This is a genomic window from Pseudoclavibacter sp. CFCC 13796, assembly GCF_008831185.1.
GTDB lineage: Bacteria > Actinomycetota > Actinomycetes > Actinomycetales > Microbacteriaceae > Pseudoclavibacter_A.
Map to the genome: position 1 here is coordinate 470,122 of NZ_WBKD01000001.1, position 19,495 is coordinate 489,616.

Below are 19,495 nucleotides of genomic sequence, written 5' to 3' on the forward strand. Positions count from 1 at the left end.
TGGTGGCTGATGACTGAGAGAGTCGACGAGATCGACCGCATCATCATCGATCTGCTGATGCGCGATGGTCGGGCGCGTCTCGCCGCACTGGCCGAGGCGACCGGGCTGTCGACGTCGGCAGTGCAGCTGCGCCTGCGCCGGCTCGAGAGCACGGGCCTCATCACGGGTTATCAGGCACGAGTCGACTACGACCGGCTCGGGCGCTCGCTGACCGCCCTCATCGAGATCACTCCGGTCGATCCCGGGCAGCCGGACGACGCCCCCGAGCGGCTGCATCATGTCGAGGGCATCGTCTCGTGCTACTCGGTGGCAGGTGCGGCCAGTTACGTGCTGTTCGTGCGCGTGGAAGGGCCCGACGCGCTGGAACAGCTCATCGGCAGCATCCGTCTTCAGGCCCGGGTCACGACCCGAACCACGATCATTCTGAGTACGCCCTTCGAACATCGCCATGAACAGCTGGCCGGCACGCCGATGGGAGCGCAGACCATGACCGACACCGCAACGACCGACAAGGAGCCGCAGTGACCATCGAGATTCCCGAGCTGCATCCGCGTGTGACCTGGTCGATCCAGGCCGCCGATGCGCAGACCGGCGAGGTGCTCGCCTCATACCAGCCTGATACGCAGTGTGAGACCGCAAGCATCGGCAAGATCTTTCTGCTGATCGAGACTGCGCGCCGACTCGACGAAGGCAGCCTGGTCGCGGAGCAGCGCATCGAGATTCCCGACGAGCTGCGTGTCGCCGATTCAGGTCTGCTGTATCGCATGCACGATCAGCGCATCACCGTGCATGACGCTGCTCTGCTGGTGGGCGCGGTCAGTGACAATCTGGCGACCAACGCGCTCATCCATCTGTGCGGCCTCGACTCAGTGCGCGCGGTCGCACCGGCGCTGGGGTATGCGCGCACGTCACTGCATGACTACATTCGCAACGAGCGCACCCCCGATCTGCCCTGGACGCCGTCGTACGGCACCGCCGCCGAGCTCAGCGACGTGATCGGGCGGCTCGGGCGTCGCGAGATCATTTCGGCTGCCGTCAGCGAGCAGGTGCTCGACTGGCTTGCCGCAGACGTCGACACCTCGATGGTCGCCGATGCGTTCCTGCTTGATCCTCTCGCACACGTCGAACCCGAGTACCAGCAGATGGTGCTGCGTCATAAGACCGGCAGCACCGACTTCGCCCGCATCGATGTGGGCGTCGTCAGCGGGCCGCAGTCAGGCGTCGCCTATGCGGTGGCCGCCAACTGGAAGGGTGAGCCCGACGATCTGCGTGCTCCTGTGCTGCGGGCGATGCATGCCATCGGCGAGCAGATTCGCGAGCATGTCACCGGGCTGCCTGCATGACCGCCCAGGTCGAGTCGCTGCCGACTGTCGCAGGTCTGCCGTGGACGGTCTTTCGCGGTGACCGCGAGTCGGTCTTTCTCGCCCTCGGCCGCGAGCACGCCGAGCTGATCGCCTCGGTGCGCAGCCGCGTCGATCAGCAGTGGCAGTCGCTGATGAGCCGAATCGACGACCCGCAATGGGCCGAACGACTGAGCCGCATCATCGACAGCACCACACGACAGCTGCCCGTTGAGGCCCAGGAGCTCGCCTGGATCGCTGCAGGGGCCGGTCAGCACGAACTCGATCTCTGGGTGTACAACCTGCGCGGTGATCTCGGTCGCGACGGCACTGGGTGCTCAGACGTCTGCACGGCGAACGAGGGCCATGTCGTGCTGGGCCACAACGAAGACGGAGACGCTCATCTTCGCGACGACGTGCGTCTCATCACGCTCGACATCGATGGCGACCCCAGCTGCACCGTGATCTGGTACCCGGGAATGCTGCCCGCGAATTCGTTCGTCGCGACCTCGGCGGGCCTGGTCTTCGGCCTCGACCACGTTCCCGTGACGACCCCTGCCGTGACCGGGTGTGGGCGACACTTCGTCGCGCGTCACGCCCAACGCCAGTCTGACGGGGAGGCGGCGCGCCGTGTGGTGCGCGAGACTCCGTGCGCCGGAGGCTTCTCGTTCGACATCGCAGATGCCCTCGCCGGTCGAGCCGACGTGATCGAGAACGCGGCCGGGCGGGTGAGCGAGGTCTCCGCAGCCTCCGCCGCGGTCTGCCACACCAACCATCTGCGTCTCGTCGACGGCACGCAGGCCGGGCTGAGCGTCGCCGATGACGACGAGTGGCTCGCCGAGAGCCGCGCTCGGCGTCGTGCCCTGTCGTCGGCGGTCGAGAGTGCTGAGACGTCGTCGGGCACGGTGGATGCCGCCGGTGTGCTGGCGGCACTGCGCGCGCCCGGCGTGCTGAACCGGCGTGACGACCTGTATACGCTGGCGACCGCGGTGGCCGACCTCACCGGCGATCGCATCACGGTGCAGGCGTCGACGAAGGAGTGGACAGGGCGTCTGAGCGCCTTCGTCCGCGGAGAGCAGGAGGAGATCTGATGCAGGTGCACGACGATGAGACCATGAAGTGGTCGGCCAAGGTGTTCGACATCGACACCGGAGAAGTGCTGCTGGAACACTCCGTCGATCGAGTGCTCAACACCGCGAGCGTCGGCAAGATTTTTCTGCTGCACACGGTGCTCGATCAGGTCGATCGCGGAGAGCGGGTGCTTGAGGAGCAGATCACCCGTCGCCCGTCGGAGATCATCGACAACTCCGGGCTCTGGTATCTGCTGCAGGCTGACACGCTCAGCGTCTACGACATCTGCACGCTGATCGGCGCGGTGAGCGACAACGCCGCCACGAACACGCTGTGTCGAGTGGTGGGGCTGGACGCCGTGCAGCAGCATACCGAGCGACTGGGCTATCGTGACTCGGGTCTCGACGACATCGTGCGCTGGCCCATGCAGCCAGGGCAGTCGCCGACGCTTTCGCATGGCAGCGCGCGCGAGCTCGCGGACTTCGTGGCGCGCATCGCCCGCGGCGAGACGCTCACGTCGTCGAGCATCGACGTCTTCACCCGGTGGCTGGGTGCCGGCATGGACTGCTCGATGGTCGCCAGTGCATTCAACGTCGATCCGCTCTCGCATTACTACTACGATCCTGAGGTGTGGCTCTGGAACAAGACGGGCACGATCGGCTGCGCCCGTGCAGACATCGGCGTCGCGATGTCGCAGACACGTCGAGTCGCCTACGCGGTGCTCGCGAACTGGCGTCGCGGCGATGACCGGCGCGACGAGGCGCTGGCGCAGATGCGCGCGGTCGGCGAGGGCGTTCGGCGGCATCTGCTCGAGTGACTCTGGCAGAACGGCTCCTGCTGCTGATATAATTGGTCAGTCTGTGCCGTCGCACCCCATGTGTCGACGACCGGGCAGTGAGATTACCCTCCTGCTGCAGAAGAGCTCTGCGGCCGTTCGAGTCCGAAGGAGGTGGGTGATTCATGTCTCAGAACATCAACAAGTATGAGCTGGCCGTGATTCTCGATCCGTCGGTGGATGACCGAAAGGTTGCCACGACCATCGAGAAGTTCCTGGCTGTCGTCCCGAAAGAGGGCGGCACCGTCGACAACGTCGACATCTGGGGCCGTCGTCAGTTCGCATACCCCATTCAGAAGAAGACCGAGGGCAGCTACGCCTTCGTGCAGATCAGCTCGACCCCTGACACCATCAACGAGGTCGACCGTCTGCTGCGTCTGTCAGATTCCGTGCTGCGCACCAAGGTGCTGCGCGCCGAAGACGCTCGTGTCGTGCTGCGTCAGCCCCGGAAAGCCAGCTGACCATGGCTGGCGAGACCGTCATCACGGTCGTCGGCAACCTGACCGGCGACCCTGAGCTGCGCTACACCCAGAACGGTGTCGCAGTGGCGTCATTCACGATCGCCTCGACCCCGCGCAGCTTCGACCGCGCCTCGGGTGAGTGGAAGGACGGCGACGCGCTGTTCCTTCGTGCGAGCGTTTGGCGTGACTTCGCAGAGCACGTCGCGAAGAGCCTGACCAAGGGCATGCGCGTCATCGCCCAGGGTCGGCTGCGCCAGCGGTCATACCAGGATCGTGAAGGCAACAACCGCACCAGCTACGAGCTCGACATCGATGAGGTCGGTCCGTCGCTGCGCTATGCGACGGCTCAAGTCGAGCGCGTCGCTCGTGGTGGTGGCCAGGGCGGCTTCGGCGGCGGTCAGAGCAACCAGGGCGGCGGCCAAGTCGGCGGCGGCCAGGGTGGTTACGGCCAGCAGGGCGGCTTCGGCGGTCAGCAGGCACAGCCTGCCGGTGGTCAAGGCGGTCAGAACCCGGGTGGTCAGAACCGCGGCGGTCAGCCCGGCGGCGACGCCTGGGGCGAGCCCGTCTCGAGCGGCGACGGCTGGAATCAGCCGGGCGTCAACCTTGACGACACTCCGTTCTAAGCCGGTCTCAGACACCGCGGAGGCAGGGGCGACCCGGCATCCGCAACACACAGTTTCAAGAACTCAGAAAGAAGTAGAAAATGGCTGGTAAGGGAGCAGCGCGCGCCAAGGCCGCGCGCAACGCCAAGCTCAACCAGAAGGTTGTGCCCTCCAAGGTGATTCGCGTCGACGTCGTCGACTACAAAGATGTCAACACCCTGCGCAAGTTCGTGTCGGAGCGCGGCAAGATTCGCTCACGCCGCATCACCGGTGTGAGCGTGCAGGAGCAGCGCCTGATCGCACGCGCTGTCAAGAACGCCCGTGAACTCGCTCTGCTGCCGTACTCCGGCGCGGGCCGCCACTGAGGCGCGAGAAGCGAAAGGGACTGAAACACAATGTCGAAACTCATTCTGACCCAGGAAGTCGACGGACTCGGCACTGCCGGTGACATCGTCGACGTCAAGGCTGGTTACGCGCGCAACTACCTGCTGCCGCACGGCTACGCCGTCGCTTGGAGCGCCGGCGGCGCCAAGCAGGTCGAGCAGATTCGCGCGGCTCGTGCCGCTCGCGAGCTCGCGACCATCGAAGAGGCCAAAGACCTCAAGCTGCGCATCGAGAACGTGCGCGTGCGCCTCGAGACGAAGGCCGGTCGCGAAGGCCGTCTCTTCGGTGCAGTGAAGCCTGCCGACATCGCCGAGGCGATTGAAGCCGCAGGCATCGGCAAGGTCGACCGCAAGCGCATCGTCATCGCCGACCCGATCAAGGCGACCGGTGACCACAAGGCGCAGCTCAAACTGCACCCCGACGTCGTCGCAGACATCACGCTGCAGGTCATCGCCAAGAAGTAGTTCAGGCAGAGCCGAACGGCACGGGCTGTCAGTCCGCTCAGTCGGCTGATGCGGAGAGGCCCCGACATCCATCACGGATGTCGGGGCCTCTTGCCGTTTCCATGCTGGCGTCAGCAGCGCATCCGTCGGCCCGAGTTCCGGCTCGGGCCGCACGGAGTCTCTCGAGGCTGCTCCGCTCGGCTACGCTAGGCGAATCGTCGTATCGGAAAGGCACCTGATGCACGCCAGACCCCTTCGCAGACCGACCGTCACCGAGCGCATCGACCGCGCAGTGCTCGGTGTGCCTGCCGAGCGTCGCAGTTCGGTGATCTTCGTCACGTCGCTGTTCGGTCTCACGGCCTGCGCCGGCCTTGCGACGCTGGCTCTCGGCATGTCACTCGGCTCAGCAGGGGGTGCCCCAGGCGTGGCGGGGTCACTGCTCTTCGGCCTCACCCTGCCCTGCTTGGTGCTGATGGTCGCGGTCGTGCGCAGAAGAGCGCCTGGGCGAATGATTTGGACAGCCATGCTGACGTCCGGTGTGATCGTCGCTGGTGGGCCGCTGCTCGTGCTCATTAACGGTGGATGGGATGCTCCGGTCTTCGTCGGCGGTCGCTGGGGAGGCAGCCTGGTCGCTCTGCGAGACGCTGCATGGGTGCTGTGGGCGGTCGGCGTCGCCCTGATCGTGTCGGGCGTTCTCGGACTGGCGAGCGCCGGGCGAATCTCTGCGGCGGGTCGCTGACAGAAGAGTGCGCGTCGTCGCGCGTTCACGGCCCGGTGTAGCTCATGACGTGTTTGACTCGTGTGTACTCGTCAAAGGCGTAGTGTGAGAGGTCTTTGCCATAGCCAGAATGTTTGAACCCGCCGTGAGGCATCTCTGAGACGAACGGCAGGTGGGTGTTCACCCAGACACAGCCGAAGTCGAGGTCTCGCTGAAATCGAACGGCTCGCCCATGCTGCTGCGTCCAGACAGAAGCCGCCAGAGCATAGTCAACTCCGTTGGCGAGCTCGAGTGCCTCGGACTCATCGCGAAAAGACTGCACGGTGATGACGGGGCCGAAGATCTCCTGTTGCACGAGTTCGTCCTGTTGGCGCACTCCGGTGATGACCGTCGGTGCTATGAAGAAGCCCAGCTCGCCTACCCGATGCCCTCCCGTGCGCACTGTCGCATGACTGGGCACGCGGTCGAAGATGCCAAGCAGTCGTTCGAACTGGTTGACGTTGTTCACAGGCCCATAGAACGTGTCGGCTGATCGGGGGTCGCCTGTGCGCACATGTCGTTCGATGTGCTCGACCAGGCGCTGCACGAATGCGTCATGCACCGGTGCCTCGACGAGCAGTCGAGTTCCGGCCGTGCAGTCTTGTCCGGCGTTGAAGAATGCCGCGGTGGCCAGCGTCTCGACTGCACGGTCGAGATCGGCATCGGCGAAGACGATGACCGGTGCCTTGCCGCCCAGCTCGAGATGCAGTCGTTTGAGATCCTCGCTGGCCGTCTGCGCGACCTCGCGCCCGGCCCGCACCGAGCCGGTGATCGAGACGAGTCGGGGCACTGGATGACCGACCAGGGCATTCCCAGTGCTCGCGTCGCCCAGTACGACATTGAATGTGCCCGCAGGCAGATGGGCAGAAGCCAGTTCGGCCAACCGCAGAGTGGTCAACGGCGTGGTGTCTGAAGGCTTGACCACGGTCGCGTCTCCTGCGGCAAGCGCCGGACCGATCTTCCACCCCAGCATGTTGAGCGGGTAGTTCCATGGCGTGATCTGCCCGACAACGCCCAGTGGCTCACGCCGAATCGACGACGTGTGGTCTCTGTCGGAGTACTCGGCGGTGGCCGCGCCCTCGAGATGCCGTGCGGCACCGGCGAAATAGCGCAGGTGGTCGACCGTCGGCAGCACTTCGTCTTCTACCAGTGAGGCTCGGACCTTGCCGGTGTTGGCGCTTTCGAGGTCGGCAAACTCGTCACGATGCGCATAGAGCTCGTCAGCGATCGCCAGCAGGGCCTCCTGTCGCTGCGCGGGAGTGGTCGTGCCCCAAGTGCGTTGGGCCATTGCGGCGCTCTGAAATGCGCGGTCGACGTCGCCGGCCGTCGACACCGGCATCGTGGCGATGGTCTCTTCAGAGGCGGGGTCCACGATCGGCAGCGTCCGTTCACCCTCGCTGCTCACGAATGCGCCGTGAATGAAATTCTGGAGGCGGTTTGCGGTCATCGTTTGCTCCTTCTGAGGCGTCGGTCATGCGTCCCGGGCTGCGCATCGAGGTGGGCTATGAGGCGCGAGGCGGCTCGCGCTGCCCCATGCCTCAGTCTGTCATGGTCTCGCCCTCAGACGTCGATGTGCTGGAAGGGTCTTCTGGCGCAGGTGTCGGCGCTGCTGCGTGTGCGCGCTGAAGACTGCACCAACCGCCAGATCACGATACCGAGCAGGAGCAGCCCGAGCGCGATGCCGAGTTCGAAAAAGCCGCCATGATGCAGACTTGGCGGCAACTCACGACGGTGCGAGAGTCAGCCTCTATCAGGTGACCGGTCACCGGCCTGTCTTCGTGATCGGGAGGGGGAGGCGATCAGTCCATTCCGGTGATCTTCGCGGCGAAGCGTGCGATGGGCGCCGTGCGTTCGGCGTTCGCCCGCTCCTCTTGGGTGTCTGCTACGCCGAAGAGGCCGTACATGCTGGTGATGCCGATCCATCTGGCGGGCTCGGGCTCCCACAGGGGCGGGCGGTGTCCGAACCAGGGCAGCCTGCTGTATCGGGAGTCGACCCCGCAGATGCGATCGGCCAAGGTGTTGGCTGCGACGAACGCCGTGGTCACACCGTGACCGGCGTATCCTCCAGCCGTGCCGATGCCGGTCTGCTGGTCGAGATCGACGAATGCGCACCAGTCACGAGTGACGCCGATCACGCCGCACCACGCGTGCGCAAGCGGTATCTCTCCCGCATCGGGAAAGTACTCGGTCAGGCGACTGTGCAGCAGCTGCACGGTCTTGCCATCGACTTCGCCGGCGTGATCCGTTCGTGAACCGTATCTGTATGGCTTGCCGCGGCCGCCGATGGCGATGCGGCCGTCGGCCGTGCGCTGCGCATAGGTGAAGACATGGGCCGAGTCGCCGAAGCATTCGTCATCGTTCCAGCCGATCGTCGACCACTGTGATTCGGCGAGCGGCTCGGTGATCACGATCGATGAGTTCACAGGTGCGATGCGGCGCTTCGGCATGCCGTCGATCTGACCGCTGTATGCCTCAGTGCAGACCAGCACGTACGGTGCGCGCACTCGTTGACCCTGCGCTGTGCGCGCGGTGTGTGCAGCCACGGCGGCGACACGAGTGTTCTCGTGAATGACTGCGCCTCGGCGTTCGACGAGCCGAGCCAGACCGGTGACGAGCAGCGACGGATCGATGCGTGCGGTCGTCGTGTTGAACATGCCGCCCACGGTGCCGTCGACGCGGATGCGCTCGTCGGCCTCCTGTCGGCTGAGCATGGTGATGTGCTCGGGGCGGTATCCCCAGTCGAGTGCGCTTCGCTGAGAGGCCTCCTGGCGGGCAAGGGCGGCAGGAGTGCGCGCCACGCGCAGATGCCCGCCCTTGACCTGATGAGCGTCGATGTTCTCGTCGCTGAGAATGTCGATGATCTCGTCAACGGCTTCGATCATCGTGCGCTGAAACTCGATGACGGCGTCTCGGCCGGATGCTGCTGCGAGTTTGCGGCGATTCGCGCTGAGCAGCGCCGAGACCCATCCGTCGTTGCGGCCGGATGCTCCGTGGCCGACGAAGTCGCTCTCGAGGATGTGAATGCGCAGCGCAGGGTCGTGTCTCTGCAGCAGATAAGCGGTCCACAGACCGGTGAATCCTGCGCCGACGATGCAGACGTCGGTTTCGAGGTCGGCTTCGAGGCGCGGACGCTTCGTCTGCAGACCGTCGAGATCTCGATCCATCCAGAAGGAGATGTGTCCGTTCTTCATGATCGTTTCGCTTTCGGCTGGTGGAGCAGCCCCGGGGGTCGACTCCGTGAGAATTCCCCTTGTCAGAAGCTGACTGGAAGGTGAAGGCCTGCTGCTGCCCGGAAGGGGGGAGAAACCAGGCAGCAGCAGGTGATATGCATAATACCGTCGTATGAGAATTTGGCAAACGATGTCGGAGCAGGCTCTCTCATAAGAAGCTCTTTCCCTTACAAACACAAGGTTCGTCAATTGTAAAAAATGTATTACCAAAAATATATTCTCTTGAGCCCCAGCAGAATCTGGGATTGACTACTGCTCATGACAGACCAGCAGGATCCCACGCTCATCGCCGGCATGCGCATCCGTCGACGCAGACAGGCGCTTCACCTGCGCCTCAGCGACGTGGCATCTCAGGCTGGAATCACCGAGGGGCATCTCTCACAGATCGAACGCGGCAAGTCGAACGCGAGTGTGGCGACGCTGCAGCGCATCTGTGCAGTGCTTCGGCTCGAAGTGGGAAGCATCTTCGCACCTTCTGAGAGCGACCAGTCGTCATCCGTGCTGCGCCACGCAGACGCCCAGGGCATTCACTATGGCGAGGGCGCTTCGAAGATCAGGCTGAACCCTCGAGGCTTCGACCATCTGGAGCTGCTGTTGGGAAGCTTCGATCCCGGCGGTTCGACCGGGCCCGAAATGTACACGCACGGAGACTCAGAAGAGATTTTGCTGGTCGTCGAAGGCGAGGTGGACGTCTTCATCGAAGACGAGAAGCACCACCTCGCAGCGCTCGACTCGGTGCACTATCGCAGCAGCCAGCCGCATCGAGTCGTCGAGAGCACCGGCATCCAGCCGGCGCGTGTGGTCTGGGGCATGTCGCCCCCGACGTACTGACGGGCGTCACGTCCCATCCCAAGCTCGCCGCGCTCCTGTTGCGGAGTCGCGGCATGCGGGCGCCGTCCGGGCCCGCACCATCCGCTCGGTTCCCCCACCTCTCCGAGCACCGAATGTCGAGGAGAACGCACGATGACAACAGCACCATACGTCCAGACGCCGCCAGGAGACGCGCCTCACGGCTCGCGCCGAGAACACATTCCCAAGGGCATCTGGCAGATGGCCTTCACCGAGCTCTGGGAGCGATTCTCGTTCTACGGGCTCCAAGGGATCCTCTCGTTCTACCTGCTCTACTCGTTGGACAAGGGCGGTCTTGAGATCGCACCCGCCGCGGCCGCGGGAATCGTCGGCGCCTATGGAGGCTCGGTATACCTCGCGCAGCTGCTCGGCGCCTGGGCCGGCGATCGACTGATCTCTCCGAAGCGTATGGTGCTGATCGGCGGCATCGTCATCACCGCAGGGCACATCGCTCTGGCAGCGTTGCCAGGGCTGACCGGCCTCGGTGTGGGGCTGGTGCTGATCATCGTCGGCACGGGTGCTCTCAAAACTAATATCACCACGATCGTCGGCTACATGCTCGAAGGGGAGGAGACCAGTCGTCGGGATGCCGGCTTCTCGTACTTCTACATGGCGATCAACGTGGGCGCCGTGGTCGGTCCGCTGCTCACCGGGCTCGCGCAGAATCAGCTGGGCTTTCACTACGGCTTCGGTCTGGCCGCGATCGGCATGGTTGCTGCCCTTGTCCAGTACATTCCCTCCATGAAACGGCTGCCGGAGCGGGCCGGCCAGGTCGACAACCCGCTGCCGCGCGAACGCCGGTTCGTTCCCCTCGCATGGATCGCCGCGGCGATCGTCGTCATCGCAATCGCCTGGTTCACCGGCCTGCTGCATGCTGAGAATCTCTCAAGCATCGTGACGATCATCGCCCTGATCGCCGCTGGCGCCTACTTCGCGGTGATGCTGACGTCTCGGAAGGTGACAACGTTCGAGAAGCGCAGGGTGGCGGCGTTCCTGCCGCTCTTCCTGCTCTCAGGCATCTACTTCGGTCTGCTGTTCCAGAAGTTCACCGCGATCTCGATTCTGGTGACCGAACGCATCGATCTGCACATCGGGTCGTGGACGTTCCCGGTCGCCTGGATCACCATGGTGAGCCCGCTCTCCGCTGTTCTGATCACCCCGCTGATCGCGCGTCTGTGGCAGCGGCTGGGCAAACGGCAGCCGAAGCCGGCGACGAAGTACGCCATCGGCCTGATGCAGATCGGCTGCGCGTACGCCTATCTGCTGCTCATCTCGAGTGTCACCGGGGACGCGACGATTCCGCTGCTGCTGATCCTCTTGTTCATGTGCCTTGCCGGCTCGTCAGAGGTGTTCGTCGGGCCGATCGGTCTGGCTCTGGCGACGAAGATCGGTCCGAAGTCATTCGAGGCGCAGATGGTCGGGCTCAACTTTCTCTCACTGGCACTCGGCTCCTCACTCTCGGGACTGCTGGGCCAGCTCTTCACCGCGATTCCGAACGGCACGTACTTCACCATCGTCGCTGCCGCGGGCATCGTTCTGGGCGGTCTGCTTCTGCTGCTGCGCCGGCCGCTGAACCGCATCATCGAGTAACGTCGCCGGGGCGCGGCGAGAGCGCTGTCTGCACGTGAGGGTCGGACTGCCTGAAGGCGCCGGCCCTCACGCTGCATTTCTGCCGACCAACGCCGCGGCAAGCCCCACGAAGATCGCTTCTGTGCGGTCGTCGACCCCGGGAACGGTGTGGTCGGCGAGCGTGCTGCTCAAGGCGGGCCCGCCGGTGAGGCTGGTCGCCTCGGCCATGGCGTAGCCGTCTGTCAGCCGCAGCAGAATGTCGACGCAGGTCTCAACCGGCATCAGCGGGTGAAAGACTCCCTGCTCTGTTCCGCGTCGGATGACCGTCATGAACGGGCGCCCCCACTCGAAGTACAGTGACTCGAGCAGCGTGCGATGTCTGGGGTTGTTCATCGCGGAGTTCGACAGTGAGATCCAGATTCGTGCGCGTTGACGAATGTCGCCAGAGACGCGGTACCCGTGCAGCAGCGACACCAGCCCCTGCCAGGGGTCGCCCGCATCGGGAATGTTCGACCAGATCTCGCTGATCGTTGCGAGAGTGTGCGCCGAGAGCGCTGCGTCGATGAGGTCGTCGCGAGAGCCGAAGTAGTGCTGCACCGTGCCGATTGACACATTCGCCGACGCGGCCACGTCCTGGAACCGTGTGTTCTCGATGCCGCGCTCGGCGATTGTCTCGATGGCATGCCGAAGAATCTCATGGCGCCGAACTTCGCCGCGTCGAGTGACAGTCATGTCATCACGTTACCTGAGGGCGGGCGTGTCGTTGGGGCTCGTCAGCGCTCGACTCCCGGCGCGGCACATCTGCGCCTCACGATGCACGTCGCCCGGAATCACGGAGATCCGCCTGTGGATAACCTGGGGATAATCGTTGTGGAATGAGGCCGTAGTGCGCTGGTCGGGGTGTTGTCAAATGCTGGAAAACCTTCAACATGAGCTTCAGGTGAACTTGTGGTGCGAAGTTATCCACAAGAAAATCCCCGAAATTCCGGGGGAGTTCGGCGCGCTTGTGGAAGGCTGTGCACAAAAAGGCGAGTTATTCACATGGTTATGCTCAGGTTGGGGAGAGTTCTCACCAGGTTATCCACAGAAAGATTTCGTGGATGGGGATAACCTGCAGTCCGAGGGGTGCACAATTCGGCCTGAGGTGCATAGAGTGGTGCGGGCTGTCTCTCGACGAGGTGCGGGCAGCTACCTCGACTGACCACGGTGTGACCGTGCGGCGCTCCGCACGAGGAGCGATGTCGCAGGGTGCTGTCATGCTGACGGCGACGGATCGCACGGCGGAGGAGGCCACTCATGATGAGCATCGCAAACATCACGGGCGACGCCTCTGGTGGGTCTCGCTCGAAAGGCGACTGGAAGGACGACCGCCGTGGGGGGTCTCGCGGCGAAGGGTTCGCAGGCACGCTCTCCGGAGTCGACCGCACTCCGCCGCATGACGATCTGAGCGAGCAGTCGGTGCTCGGCGGCATGCTGCTGAACAAAGACGCCGTGGCAACCGCTCTCGAAGAGGTCAAAGCCACCGACTTCTATCAGCCGAAGCACGAGATCATCTTCAACGCGATCTTCGACCTGTACTCGAAGGGCGAGCCGACCGACGTCATCGCCGTGACCGACGAGCTGACCAAGACCGGACAGATCTCGCGCGCCGGGGGCATCGAGTATCTGCACACGCTGACCGCCATCGTGCCGACGGCCGCAAACGCCGGTTACTATGCGCGCATCGTCCAAGAGAAGTCGCTGCTGCGCCGCCTGGTCGAAGTGGGGACGCACGTCGCACAGCTCGGGTACAACGCCGAGGGCGAAGTCACCGATCTGGTCAATGAAGCGCAGGCCGAGATCTACGGGGTCGGCGGCAAAGATCAGTCCGAAGACGTGAGCCCGCTGTCGGCGGCGGTCGAGAAGGCCATCGCCGAGATCGAATCGGCCAAGGGGCGCGACGGCTCGATGACCGGCGTGCCCACGGGCTTCGTCGATCTCGACAAACTGACCAACGGCCTGCATTCCGGCCAGCTGATCATCGTGGCTGCTCGACCCGGTCTCGGAAAGTCGACTCTGGCGCTCGACTTCGCCCGATCTGCAGCCATCGCGCACAATATGCCCACGGCGTTCTTCTCGCTCGAGATGGGGCAGACCGAGATCGCGATGCGACTGCTCTCGGCCGAGGCGGGGGTCGAGCTGCAGAAGCTGCGCAAGGGCATGCTCGACGGTCAAGACTGGACCACGATCGCTTCGACGCATGGGCGCATCAACGACGCGCCGCTCTATCTGGACGATTCCCCCAACCTGACGTTGGTCGAGATTCGTGCGAAGTGCCGTCGTCTCAAGCAGCAGATCGGCCTGAAGCTCGTCGTCATCGACTACTTGCAGCTGATGACCAGCGGCAAGAAGGTCGAATCGCGTCAGCAAGAGGTCAGTGAGTTCTCGCGCGCACTCAAGCTGCTGTCGAAAGAGCTGAACGTGCCGGTCGTCGCCCTGTCGCAGCTGAACCGTGGCCCAGAGCAGCGACAGGACAAACGGCCTGCTCTGAGCGATCTGCGTGAGTCAGGCTCGATTGAGCAGGATGCCGACATGGTGATTCTGCTGCACCGCGAGTCGAGCTACGAACCCGGAGCGGTCTCGGGCCTGGGGGAGGCCGAGATGATCGTGGCCAAACACCGTAACGGCCCGACGGCGAACCTGCGAGTGGCGTTCCAGGGGCATCTGTCGCGTTTCGCGAACATGGCGTACAGCGACGTCGAAGAGCCGGTCTAAACGGGCGGCGTATTTGCTGCGCTTCATGTTTTCTATCGGATAATATCCGACAAATGTGCAATATTGCAGCAAGGTAAACGATTGTTGCGAAGTGATGAATGCGCGGTGCCTCCACGGTCCACGCTCCTAGAGTGACTCTTGTCCCCCAGGGCTGACAGCCTGCCCAAAGGTCACTGTCAGCTCAGTCACATGTGCGTAGTGTCGCGCCTTCGTGAAAGAGTCCCACATGCCCATCTCTCGACGTCACTTTCTTCTTGCTCTGAGTTCGGCTGCTGCCGTGAGCACACTGAACGCCTCGCGGCCACCGGCCGCCGTCGCCGCAGAGGTCTCCGCCGGCCTCGAAGCGGCGGCCGCAGACCATCAGGTGCCGATATCCGTCATCGCCGCCTTCTGCGTGCTCAATCACGATGGCTCGAACTCCCAGTCGGGCCTTCCGACGACCCTGGTCGACGGATCCTCTGCGCGTCAGGCGAGAGACGCAGCGTACGGCGGCAGCGCGCCGGCACCTGTCGACCAGCTGGGTGAAGCCGTTCGGCTCTCCGGCCGACCTGCACAAGAGGTCGTGAGCGATCCGGCGGCCAACCTCCAGGCGGCTGCAGCGCTGCTCGCCGACGCTCAGCGGCAGTCCGGCGGAAGCCTGGGCCGGGACACCGACCCCGCCGACTGGATCGCGGCGGCGACGCTGGTGAGCGGCCGCCCGTCTCTCGACGCTCAGACTTCGTTCGCTGACGGTCTTCGCGAGCGTCTGGAGCAGGGCACGACGCTGAAGGTCGGCCGTGACGTCGTACGCCAGCCGGGTCGGTCAGTCGACCGAACCGGGAGCGACAGGGCGCTGCGCCGACGCCGCGATCGGTGGCATCACGCAGTGCCGTCGTCATCGCCCGTCGACGCGCCGCGCGACCTCGGCGTGGAGTGGGTCGAGGCGCCATACCTGCAGACGGGCGCCGGCGCCGGAGACTACGGCAACCATGACCTCGGCGACCGGCCGCGCAGCCCCTCGCTCGACATGGTCGTCATCCACGACACCGAGTGCTCATACGAGCAGGCGATGAACCTCGTACAGGACCCGAACTACTTGGCGTGGAACTACACCGTTCGCTCCTCAGACGGAAAGATCGCCCAGCACCTGCGCACGAAAGACATCGGCTGGCACGCTGGCAACTGGTACGTCAACACGCACGCCGTCGGCGTCGAGCACGAGGGGTACGCGATCAGCGGCACCGAGTGGTACACCGACGCCATGTACCGCAGGTCGGCTCGTCTGGTCGCGTATCTGTGCGAGAAGTACCGCATCCCGGTCGATCGCGGCCACATCCTCGGACACGACCAGGTGCCCGCTCTCAAGACTGAGGGCATTCGTGGCATGCACTGGGATCCGGGACCGTTCTGGGACTGGGAGCGCTACTTCCGCCTGCTGGGCAGGCCTCTCGACCGGGGGACGACGCCGGCAGGACGTCGTCTGCGCCCGGGCAGCACCGTTCGGATCCTGCCGGGATTCGCCGAGAACCTGCAGGTGATCACCGGCAGCTCCGCGCAGGGCACCCTCGACGGCTCGCCGACCTCGTGCAACTTCGTGCCGCTGCGCACCGCGCCCGACGACAACGCCCCGCTGCTCGTCGACGTCGGACAGCATCCGAATGACACCCCGACCACCGACGTCGCCGATGTCGGTGCTCGTGCCTCAGCGGGCACGGACTACGTCGTCGCCGACGTACGCGACGACTGGATCGCCGTCTGGTACCTCGGCGCTCGCGGCTGGCTGCGCAACTCGGCCCGGCGGCCCGTCGTGCGGGTCGTGTCGCGGCCGACGGTCGCTGAGATTCGGCATGACGACACGGCGGTCTTCGGTGCCGCCTACCCAGAGGCCTCGGCCTTCACGAATGCGGCGGATGTGGTCGAGGCCCCGCCTCTCGTCTACCGGCTCGGGCGGGGGCAGCGCTATGTGGTCGTCGACGATCGACCGGCGACCGACTACTACCGCGCGCAGACCTTCGATCCTGACACCCCCGGCGATCATGTCGACATCGTGGGACGCACCCAATACCTCTTGGTGTATCTCGGGCACAGACTCGCCTTCATCAAGCGGGATGACGTGAGGCTGCACCGCTAGGTCTTGAGCCGAGGCAAGACCGCCGTCATCCCACAGCATGCGTGGAAGGAAGAGATTCGTGAACAGACAGACGCTTCGTGCGGCGCTTGCCGCCCTGACCGCGATCGGGGCCGTGCTCATGATTGGGGTGCCCACCGCGACAGCCGATGAGCTGCCGCAGAGTGAGGCCCAGCCGAGGACGGCCGACTTTCAGGCCTGGGACTCCGCAGCAGACTTCAGCCTCGGAGAGAGGAAGGGAGTCGAGATCGACCGCAACGAGACGCTGAGTCTGACGTCGATGCCCGAGGGGCGCACGTCGTATGCCGACCCCTTCGCAGATCATCGTGCCGCTGTCGAGTATGAGACGGGCACATGGACGTCACCTGTGCACGACATCGGCTTCGAGGCCTCAGACGCCATCGTCTCGTGGAACGCGACGACTCCGACCGGCACCTGGGTGCAGAGCGAGATGCGCGGCCGGCATGCTGACGGAACATGGACCGACTGGTTCGTGATGGGGCGTTGGGCCAGCGGCATGGACTTCGCCGCCGGCGACATCCACCGCACCTCGGTCGACGGGCAGTCGAACGCCGACGGAGACGTCTACACCGACACGTTCTCAGCCGCCGACGGCAGACCGATCGTGAGCGACCAGGCGCGGGTGACCCTGCTGCGGCCGGTCGGGGCGCTCGCCGATGTGTCGGTCTCACTGGTCAGCGTCGTCGCCTCTCGTCTTGGCACGGGAACCACGACGACCAGCACGTCGAGCATGACAGAAGACACCGTGCTCGACGTGCCGCAGCTGTCACAGGAGATCCATCGCGGAGAGTACCCGGAATTCGACAACGGCGGCGAGGCCTGGTGCTCACCGACCTCGTCGAGCATGGTGCTCGGGTACTGGAAGAAGGGGCCGACGTCGGCAGATCTGCAGAGCGTCACAGCGCCGAACGGCGACCCGCAGGTCGACTGGGCGGCGATGCACACCTATGACTTCGCATACGAAGGGGCAGGGAACTGGCCCTTCAATACGGCGTACTCCGCGTCATTCGGCCTGAAGAGCTTCGTGACCAGGATGCCGAGCCTGGCCGAGGCCGAGACGTACATCGCCGCAGGCATTCCTCTCGTCGTATCGGTGGCGTTCACACGCGCAGAGCTGCCTCAGGCGGGGTACTCGACGAACGGACACCTGCTCGTCATCGTCGGATTCACCGCTGCGGGCGATGTCATCGTGAACGACCCGTACTCACCGACCAACCAGGACGTCCGGCGAATCTACCCCCGTGCAAACTTCGAACGGGTCTGGCTGAACGGCTCGAACGGCACCGCCTACGTCACGCTGCCGCAAGGTCACCCGCTGCCCGGAGAGGCCTCGCCCGTGTCTCCCACGACGCCAACAGACTCCGACCCTGCGACCCCGGAGCCGTCTCCGGCTGGCCCGACGGCACTTGCCGTGCAGCAGAATCCCGTGCCATCAGCGGGTGCGGAAGACCAGCAGGGTGTGCCGAGCTCGTCTGTCACGGCAGGCGACCAGCCGCAGCAGCTTGCGCAGACCGGATCTGACCTGGCGGCTTGGCGTGCCGCTGCTGCTGTCGCGACAGGAGTCACGCTGGCCGGGCTCTTCACCGCCATGATCGGTCGTCACAGGAACATGCGTCGGCGCGCTCGCGGCAGGTGAGACGATGGCGCTGGTCGAAAGGCAGCTCGACTAGACTCAAGTCGATATGAATGAGATCTCTGCGAGCGAACGAGCGCTCATCACGACTGTGACGCCCAAAGCCTGGTGGTGGGTGCTCGCTCGCGGCGTCGTCAGCGCTGCCGTGGGCGTGATCATCACTCTGAGCCTGAACCACACCGATCAGTTCACCGCAGTGCTCTTCGCGATCTGGGCCGTCGGCGTCGGCATCTCGCTGGTCGGTTTCGCAGCCGCAGGCCTCACCGAGACGATGTCTCGTTTCTACGTCGGCGTGCTCGCAGGCGTCACGGTGCTGGCCGGCGTGCTGAGCACGTTCTGGCAGGGAATGACCGACGACCAGCCGATCTCGACGCTGATTGCCGTCTGGGCGATCGTGGCCGGGCTGATCGAGCTCTTTCTCGGGCTGCGTCTCTCGGCCGGGTCGGACATGCGGGCCGATCACATCATCGCCGGAGCGCTCACGGTGCTCTTCGCCGTTGCGGAGTTCTTCGGCGGGGCAGGCACCACTTGGGCGGCCGGTCTGCTGGGCTTCTACGCTGCCCTGGTCGGCGTGCAGCTCATTCTGGCCGGCGTCGGACTGCGCAGCGTCGGCCGCAGGGCTGCTGCCGACGGCTCGGCTAAGATCCACCAGTCTGGCGTGTATCGTGCAGACGGCGAAGAATCTGAAACGGAGCAGCGCAACGCATGACTGAGCAGCACGAACCCGCGTCGAGAAAAGAACCCGAAGACGCGAACCGCAGGGCACAGGAGCAGAAGCGCCCGCCGATGCAGGCTCGCGCGAAGCCATACGAGATCGTAAGCCTCGCGGGAGTCTTCAGCATCTTCGCCGCGGTGGTCGTCATGATCGGAACCCGTTCGGTCACCCTCACTGCGACCGCTTTCGGCGTTGCGTTCATCGTGGTGCTTGTCGTGTTCGCGACTCTGGCGCTGACGGTGAAACCCGATCAGAGCGAGAAGCAGGAGATCGAGCGCGAGCGGCGGCAACGCGAGATCGACGAAGCGATTCGCCAGGAGGCCGCTCGCATCGAGGCACAGACTGAGCGCGTCAAGAGGCTCAACGACCGCATTCAGGAAGAGCAGGCCGCAGGCGGCGCAGGGCGCAGCACCACTTCGGCAGCAGGTCGCACAGCGCCGGACGCAGCTGCGGACGCAGCCGCAGGCGAGGCCACCGGTGACGGCAACTCTGAGGGCAAGACGGGTGACTCGCAGCACTGACCGCTCAAGGCCGACTCTCACCGATCTCAGCCGCAGTCTCGTCGGCTGACGTGTCGGGACTGCTGACGCCTGCGCTGTCAGCATGATGGCGTCGCAGGGCTGTGCACGGACCTGCGCGGGCAAGAGCCGTGGCGGACCACCGTTGGCCGTGACGGCCGGTCTCTGTTAACACAGACGACACAGCTGCTCTTCTAGACTGTTCG

At 64.8% G+C, this 19,495-nt stretch carries 19 protein-coding genes; 16 read left to right on the plus strand and 3 right to left on the minus strand.

Going from position 1 to position 19,495, the window contains the following annotated elements:
- Nucleotides 1–9 precede the first annotated feature (9 nt).
- The 9 genes from F8O07_RS02110 (at nucleotide 10) to F8O07_RS02150 (ending at nucleotide 5,875) form a co-directional block, all read left to right on the plus strand.
- Nucleotides 10–525, plus strand: a complete 516-nt coding sequence (locus F8O07_RS02110; RefSeq protein WP_158030517.1) for an Lrp/AsnC family transcriptional regulator — start codon at nucleotides 10–12, stop codon at nucleotides 523–525.
- The gene (locus F8O07_RS02115) at nucleotides 522–1,343 is read left to right on the plus strand and encodes a serine hydrolase (protein ID WP_225733135.1); all 822 of its coding nucleotides are present in this window, start codon (nucleotides 522–524) and stop codon (nucleotides 1,341–1,343) included. The genes F8O07_RS02110 and F8O07_RS02115 overlap by 4 nt, the downstream gene beginning before the upstream one ends.
- Entirely contained in the window at nucleotides 1,340–2,431 is a 1,092-nt protein-coding gene (locus F8O07_RS02120; RefSeq protein WP_158030518.1) for a C45 family autoproteolytic acyltransferase/hydolase, read from the plus strand. The genes F8O07_RS02115 and F8O07_RS02120 overlap by 4 nt, the downstream gene beginning before the upstream one ends.
- Complete coding sequence (locus F8O07_RS02125; RefSeq protein WP_158030519.1) at nucleotides 2,431–3,228, plus strand: serine hydrolase; 798 nt, start codon at nucleotides 2,431–2,433, stop codon at nucleotides 3,226–3,228. The genes F8O07_RS02120 and F8O07_RS02125 overlap by 1 nt, the downstream gene beginning before the upstream one ends.
- A 143-nt stretch (nucleotides 3,229–3,371) precedes the next feature.
- The gene (gene rpsF, locus F8O07_RS02130) at nucleotides 3,372–3,707 is read left to right on the plus strand and encodes a 30S ribosomal protein S6 (protein WP_225732897.1); all 336 of its coding nucleotides are present in this window, start codon (nucleotides 3,372–3,374) and stop codon (nucleotides 3,705–3,707) included.
- A 2-nt stretch (nucleotides 3,708–3,709) separates the two neighbouring features.
- The gene (locus F8O07_RS02135) at nucleotides 3,710–4,330 is read left to right on the plus strand and encodes a single-stranded DNA-binding protein (protein WP_158030520.1); all 621 of its coding nucleotides are present in this window, start codon (nucleotides 3,710–3,712) and stop codon (nucleotides 4,328–4,330) included.
- An 80-nt stretch (nucleotides 4,331–4,410) separates the two neighbouring features.
- Nucleotides 4,411–4,674, plus strand: coding sequence for a 30S ribosomal protein S18 (gene rpsR / locus F8O07_RS02140; RefSeq protein WP_158030521.1), 264 nt, complete (start codon nucleotides 4,411–4,413; stop codon nucleotides 4,672–4,674).
- Between the two features lie 30 nt (nucleotides 4,675–4,704).
- Nucleotides 4,705–5,157 carry a 50S ribosomal protein L9 gene (gene rplI, locus F8O07_RS02145; RefSeq protein ID WP_158030522.1) on the plus strand — a complete coding sequence of 151 codons (453 nt, stop codon included), beginning with the start codon at nucleotides 4,705–4,707 and terminating at the stop codon, nucleotides 5,155–5,157.
- 217 nt (nucleotides 5,158–5,374) lie between these two features.
- Nucleotides 5,375–5,875, plus strand: coding sequence for a hypothetical protein (locus tag F8O07_RS02150; RefSeq protein ID WP_158030523.1), 501 nt, complete (start codon nucleotides 5,375–5,377; stop codon nucleotides 5,873–5,875).
- Nucleotides 5,876–5,900: 25 nt separating this feature from the next.
- Here F8O07_RS02150 and F8O07_RS02155 read toward each other — a convergent pair whose 3' ends face one another.
- Together F8O07_RS02155 and F8O07_RS02160 are read right to left on the minus strand one after the other, a co-directional pair.
- The gene (locus F8O07_RS02155) at nucleotides 5,901–7,340 is read right to left on the minus strand and encodes an aminobutyraldehyde dehydrogenase (protein ID WP_158030524.1); all 1,440 of its coding nucleotides are present in this window, start codon (nucleotides 7,338–7,340) and stop codon (nucleotides 5,901–5,903) included.
- 352 nt (nucleotides 7,341–7,692) lie between these two features.
- A complete protein-coding gene (locus F8O07_RS02160) occupies nucleotides 7,693–9,084 on the minus strand; it encodes an NAD(P)/FAD-dependent oxidoreductase (RefSeq protein ID WP_158030525.1) in 1,392 nt (463 codons plus the stop codon).
- Between the two features lie 297 nt (nucleotides 9,085–9,381).
- Between F8O07_RS02160 and F8O07_RS02165 the strand changes: the two genes are divergently transcribed.
- Together F8O07_RS02165 and F8O07_RS02170 are read left to right on the plus strand one after the other, a co-directional pair.
- On the plus strand, nucleotides 9,382–9,954 hold the full coding sequence (locus tag F8O07_RS02165) for a cupin domain-containing protein (RefSeq protein WP_158030526.1): 573 nt from the start codon (nucleotides 9,382–9,384) through the stop codon (nucleotides 9,952–9,954).
- A gap of 132 nt (nucleotides 9,955–10,086) precedes the next feature.
- Nucleotides 10,087–11,562 carry a peptide MFS transporter gene (locus F8O07_RS02170; RefSeq protein WP_158030527.1) on the plus strand — a complete coding sequence of 492 codons (1,476 nt, stop codon included), beginning with the start codon at nucleotides 10,087–10,089 and terminating at the stop codon, nucleotides 11,560–11,562.
- Between the two features lie 66 nt (nucleotides 11,563–11,628).
- On the opposite strand, the gene F8O07_RS02175 is transcribed toward F8O07_RS02170, so the two are convergent.
- Nucleotides 11,629–12,273, minus strand: coding sequence for a TetR/AcrR family transcriptional regulator (locus tag F8O07_RS02175; protein WP_158030528.1), 645 nt, complete (start codon nucleotides 12,271–12,273; stop codon nucleotides 11,629–11,631).
- A 567-nt stretch (nucleotides 12,274–12,840) separates the two neighbouring features.
- On the opposite strand from F8O07_RS02175, the gene dnaB reads away from it, so the two are divergent.
- From dnaB to F8O07_RS02200, 5 genes are all read left to right on the plus strand, one after another.
- The gene (gene dnaB, locus F8O07_RS02180) at nucleotides 12,841–14,295 is read left to right on the plus strand and encodes a replicative DNA helicase (protein ID WP_158031742.1); all 1,455 of its coding nucleotides are present in this window, start codon (nucleotides 12,841–12,843) and stop codon (nucleotides 14,293–14,295) included.
- Between the two features lie 277 nt (nucleotides 14,296–14,572).
- Nucleotides 14,573–16,405: an N-acetylmuramoyl-L-alanine amidase gene (locus tag F8O07_RS02185; RefSeq protein WP_192496593.1), complete on the plus strand. Its 1,833-nt coding sequence runs from the start codon at nucleotides 14,573–14,575 to the stop codon at nucleotides 16,403–16,405.
- Nucleotides 16,406–16,463: 58 nt separating this feature from the next.
- Nucleotides 16,464–18,059 carry a C39 family peptidase gene (locus F8O07_RS02190; protein ID WP_225733136.1) on the plus strand — a complete coding sequence of 532 codons (1,596 nt, stop codon included), beginning with the start codon at nucleotides 16,464–16,466 and terminating at the stop codon, nucleotides 18,057–18,059.
- A gap of 46 nt (nucleotides 18,060–18,105) precedes the next feature.
- Complete coding sequence (locus tag F8O07_RS02195; RefSeq protein WP_158030531.1) at nucleotides 18,106–18,765, plus strand: HdeD family acid-resistance protein; 660 nt, start codon at nucleotides 18,106–18,108, stop codon at nucleotides 18,763–18,765.
- On the plus strand, nucleotides 18,762–19,292 hold the full coding sequence (locus F8O07_RS02200) for a hypothetical protein (RefSeq protein ID WP_158030532.1): 531 nt from the start codon (nucleotides 18,762–18,764) through the stop codon (nucleotides 19,290–19,292). Before F8O07_RS02195 ends, F8O07_RS02200 begins: the two co-directional genes overlap by 4 nt.
- Nucleotides 19,293–19,495: the final 203 nt, after the last annotated feature.

Excerpts from the sequence above, each read along its gene's own strand:
- F8O07_RS02150 (WP_158030523.1), top strand. The coding sequence starts at position 5,375 with ATGCACGCCAGACCCCTTCGCAGACCGACCGTCACCGAGCGCATCGAC.
- F8O07_RS02200 (WP_158030532.1), top strand. The coding sequence starts at position 18,762 with ATGACTGAGCAGCACGAACCCGCGTCGAGAAAAGAACCCGAAGACGCG.
- F8O07_RS02175 (WP_158030528.1), bottom strand. The coding sequence starts at position 12,273 with ATGACTGTCACTCGACGCGGCGAAGTTCGGCGCCATGAGATTCTTCGG.
- F8O07_RS02165 (WP_158030526.1), top strand. The coding sequence starts at position 9,382 with ATGACAGACCAGCAGGATCCCACGCTCATCGCCGGCATGCGCATCCGT.
- F8O07_RS02120 (WP_158030518.1), top strand. The coding sequence starts at position 1,340 with ATGACCGCCCAGGTCGAGTCGCTGCCGACTGTCGCAGGTCTGCCGTGG.
- rpsR (WP_158030521.1), top strand. The coding sequence starts at position 4,411 with ATGGCTGGTAAGGGAGCAGCGCGCGCCAAGGCCGCGCGCAACGCCAAG.
- F8O07_RS02135 (WP_158030520.1), top strand. The coding sequence starts at position 3,710 with ATGGCTGGCGAGACCGTCATCACGGTCGTCGGCAACCTGACCGGCGAC.
- F8O07_RS02170 (WP_158030527.1), top strand. The coding sequence starts at position 10,087 with ATGACAACAGCACCATACGTCCAGACGCCGCCAGGAGACGCGCCTCAC.
- F8O07_RS02125 (WP_158030519.1), top strand. The coding sequence starts at position 2,431 with ATGCAGGTGCACGACGATGAGACCATGAAGTGGTCGGCCAAGGTGTTC.
- F8O07_RS02195 (WP_158030531.1), top strand. The coding sequence starts at position 18,106 with ATGAATGAGATCTCTGCGAGCGAACGAGCGCTCATCACGACTGTGACG.
- rplI (WP_158030522.1), top strand. The coding sequence starts at position 4,705 with ATGTCGAAACTCATTCTGACCCAGGAAGTCGACGGACTCGGCACTGCC.
- rpsF (WP_225732897.1), top strand. The coding sequence starts at position 3,372 with ATGTCTCAGAACATCAACAAGTATGAGCTGGCCGTGATTCTCGATCCG.
- F8O07_RS02110 (WP_158030517.1), top strand. The coding sequence starts at position 10 with ATGACTGAGAGAGTCGACGAGATCGACCGCATCATCATCGATCTGCTG.
- F8O07_RS02155 (WP_158030524.1), bottom strand. The coding sequence starts at position 7,340 with ATGACCGCAAACCGCCTCCAGAATTTCATTCACGGCGCATTCGTGAGC.
- F8O07_RS02160 (WP_158030525.1), bottom strand. The coding sequence starts at position 9,084 with ATGAAGAACGGACACATCTCCTTCTGGATGGATCGAGATCTCGACGGT.
- dnaB (WP_158031742.1), top strand. The coding sequence starts at position 12,841 with ATGAGCATCGCAAACATCACGGGCGACGCCTCTGGTGGGTCTCGCTCG.